Source organism: Enterococcus lactis (assembly GCF_015751045.1).
Taxonomy (GTDB): Bacteria; Bacillota; Bacilli; order Lactobacillales; family Enterococcaceae; genus Enterococcus_B; species Enterococcus_B lactis.
The window spans coordinates 1-2,417 of the sequence record NZ_BNJW01000059.1 but is presented as its reverse complement, the minus strand read 5'-3'; the positions used below and the strand labels follow the sequence as shown (position 1 = coordinate 2,417).

4 protein-coding genes are annotated in these 2,417 nt (G+C 33.3%); all 4 read right to left on the bottom strand.

Going from position 1 to position 2,417, the window contains the following annotated elements:
- Window positions 1-548: hypothetical protein (locus tag KFO35_RS13965; protein ID WP_025477741.1), on the bottom strand; the 548-nt coding region annotated here is incomplete at its 3' end.
- Entirely contained in the window at window positions 549-1,406 is an 858-nt protein-coding gene (locus tag KFO35_RS13960; protein ID WP_002292680.1) for a ParA family protein, read from the bottom strand.
- Between the two features lie 286 nt (window positions 1,407-1,692).
- Window positions 1,693-1,980: a type II toxin-antitoxin system RelE/ParE family toxin gene (locus KFO35_RS13955; RefSeq protein ID WP_002300557.1), complete on the bottom strand. Its 288-nt coding sequence runs from the start codon at window positions 1,978-1,980 to the stop codon at window positions 1,693-1,695.
- Window positions 1,970-2,299, bottom strand: coding sequence for an AbrB/MazE/SpoVT family DNA-binding domain-containing protein (locus tag KFO35_RS13950; protein ID WP_002292678.1), 330 nt, complete (start codon window positions 2,297-2,299; stop codon window positions 1,970-1,972). Before KFO35_RS13950 ends, KFO35_RS13955 begins: the two co-directional genes overlap by 11 nt.
- Window positions 2,300-2,417: the final 118 nt, after the last annotated feature.

Below are 2,417 nucleotides of genomic sequence, written 5' to 3'. Positions count from 1 at the left end.
TATCTAACTTTATTATTCATTCCCCACCCTTTGCGCAGTGAGTCTTCGGTATCTTGTTTTATCTGACTGGTAGTTCTTATTATTTCTCCACGATCATCTAATTCTGGAACAATTGGATATTTTTCTCTGAACAAGTCTAGTTCTTTCACCACGTCATTAAACAAATCTTGCTTATCTTCTTGCGTAAGATTCTGTTTAATATACTCATCTAAAGCTTTTCTAAGCAATTCATCTCTTGTCATATTAGTCTCATACTTTTCTACTAAAACTCTGGAAGTCGCATTTAACAAAGTCGACAGTTTTAAAGGATGCTTGGTGGAATAAACCTTATCAAACTTTCTGATTGGTGCGCCAACTTTTTTTGTTCTTCCTCTACTCTGTCTTTTAACATTGGAGGAAGTTTTTATTTCTTGAACTTGGTGCACTTCTAATTGCTTATTTTCAGATGGTGTAATTGCTTGCTGCTTTTTCTTTGCTTCTGCTTCTTTTTTTATTTTGGCGAGTCCTTTGTTGTTCCCAAAAATATCAAGTCCTTTGATGTCAGCCAATTACTCCACCTCCGCATACCAATTCTCGTGTTCTTCCAATTCTTTCAAAATACTGATAAATAATTCGTGGCTTTTGCGATCCCATTGTTTTAAGAGACCTTTCTTTGTCTTCTCCATCGTAATACCTGATCCGTCGTATCGTTTTAAGCGTGCATTTTTGAGTACAACATTTTTAATCAAATGTTCCCCATAAATCTCTTGGGCTTGTTTATACATTTCCTGATCTACTGCGTCACCGCTTTCCAACATGAAAGGAATAACACCAGCAACATATAAATTTGTATCAAATTCTTTCACAAAAAAGTCCATATACTCAAGATATTGCATCGCATTTCTCATCGATTTTACTTGGGTCTGTAAGACGACGATTGCCCAGTCCGCAATGTACATCGCGGATTTACTATATACAGAAATAGAAGGTGGGACATCTAAATAGATGACGTCAAACTCATCAAATAATGGTTCTAGCTTTTCTTTCATATATTTGAATTGGGATAATGAATCATTATATTGGTCTTTGATCCAATCGTCATACATTTCAAAGGACATGTCTGCTGGAAGTATATAGAGGTTATTGATTACTTTATAGACAGCCTCTTTAGGTGGAAGATTGTTTATCAACACGTCAGTCACAGTATTTTCGTAAACAATCGGTTCACCTTCTCCGCCTCCTTCTTCGTTAGTGAAGTTCATATGCGTTAAGTTCATCACATCAGAAGTATTTCCTTGCATATCCAAGTCAATTATCAAGGTTCTTTTTCCTTCATTAACTGCTGATTCAAACCCTAACATTTGCGCGCACGTACTTTTACCTACGCCACCTTTAAAATTACCGATTACATATTTCTTCGCTACCACGTTCCTACCTCTTTTCTTTTAGCAATATTCATTTGATACTATTATAACATATTTATTTTTAGTTACTACCAAAAAAAAGATATATATGTACTACCTTATAATTAATAAGTAAAAGGTAGTACATAAATAAGTAAAAGCTGAAATATATTGATTTATAGCTCTCCTCAAAGTAATGACGTTATTTAATTTTATCGAGAAGCAGAGAATACTCGCGACTTTAGTCATGTAGACGAATCAGATTTTCGATAAAAAAGAAGCCGTCCTTCTTAAGAACGACAACAAATCACTAGATTAATTTTTTCAACTGTTCATAAAAGTTTTCATGCGTTCCACATAACAATACTGGAATAACCTTGTTTTCTATAATCTCATAAGCTACTCTATATGTTGTGCCCGCATATTTGAACCCACTAGACCAAATACCTGATAAATCCCCAGTTTTTTGTTCACCCTTATATGGATCAATCGCAATTTCATCATAAATTAAATTCAAAAATTTTTCTTTCAATGGCTTCTCTTTTAGCTTTTTTAAATACTTAATGACATGTTTTGAAGGAACGATTTCATAAGCCAATTTCTGTTGCCAACTCCTCTTTAGTCATTACTTTAGAATTAGTAAGTGTATCTTCAGCAATATCTCTAAAGGAAGAATGCATTTTGTTTTTTCTATTCTTAAATTCTACAAGAATCTCATCTTTATCGTAGCCTTCTGCAATTATATCAGACAAAATATCTTCGCTAAAATCATAAAATTCTTTTTGTGGTTCAACAAATTCATAAAGAATACCATTCTCTACCAACTTTGCTTCAACTTCGACTCCATTAGGAACATTAAAATCTTTAGGTACTGTCAACATGATTGAATTGCCTTGTTTTCTTGTTTTTGTAATCATTTAAATCCCTCATTTCTAACAGTATGTAATTACTTAGTAAATACATTATACCACGAGATAATGTATTTACAAGTAATTACTGTGACTCGTAATGCGTCCTTGCTGAATAAATTTCAAC